Source organism: Psychrobacillus faecigallinarum, assembly GCF_014836595.1.
GTDB lineage: Bacteria > Bacillota > Bacilli > Bacillales_A > Planococcaceae > Psychrobacillus > Psychrobacillus faecigallinarum.
Map to the genome: position 1 here is coordinate 1 of NZ_JACSQO010000032.1, position 507 is coordinate 507.

At 35.3% G+C, this 507-nt stretch carries 1 protein-coding gene and 2 pseudogenes; 2 read left to right on the forward strand and 1 reads right to left on the reverse strand.

What is annotated here, in order from left to right; translation table 11 throughout:
* Nucleotides 1-223, forward strand: a pseudogene (locus H9650_RS20305) (ATP-binding cassette domain-containing protein); the annotation flags it as partial.
* A gap of 3 nt (nt 224-226) precedes the next feature.
* Here the strand turns inward: H9650_RS20305 and H9650_RS20310 are convergent.
* Nucleotides 227-340, reverse strand: a pseudogene (locus H9650_RS20310) (sodium ABC transporter ATP-binding protein); the annotation flags it as partial.
* On the opposite strand from H9650_RS20310, the gene H9650_RS20315 reads away from it, so the two are divergent.
* A partial coding sequence (locus H9650_RS20315) for an ABC-2 transporter permease (RefSeq protein WP_191698011.1) occupies nt 327-507 on the forward strand: 181 nt, incomplete at its 3' end. The pseudogene H9650_RS20310 and the gene H9650_RS20315 overlap by 14 nt on opposite strands.

Here is a 507-nt window from a genome sequence, read left to right on the forward strand (position 1 = left end):
CAATGTATTTTTTGAAGGGCTAAACATGAAAGATATAAAACGGATTGTAGCACCAGCATACAAACACTGGGATGATACAGTATTTTATCAATATATTGAAAAATTCGAATTACCACTTAATAAAGCAATAAAAACTTTCTCGAAAGGGATGCAAATGAAGGCGTCATTGGCGATAGCACTATCACATCATGCAGAGCTGATCATTATGGACGAGCCAACAGCAGCCGATACGATCTAAATCTGTTGTAATATGCGTTGAGAAGAAAATGGTACGATTTCCATCAATCATTAATTCTTGTAAAAGATCCAACAGTTCTCGTCTAAAAATGGGGTCTAAGCCAATCAGACGTGACGTCATTCTGCAGAAAAGGCAGCTATTACTCTTTATTCCTTTTATCTTATTCTTTATTATTATGGGCAAAGACCCAGCTTTTACTTTTCTCGTTTCCAGTATTTTTATTCCCTTTAACACATATGCTTACGATGAAAAAGCAGAGACAAACATAT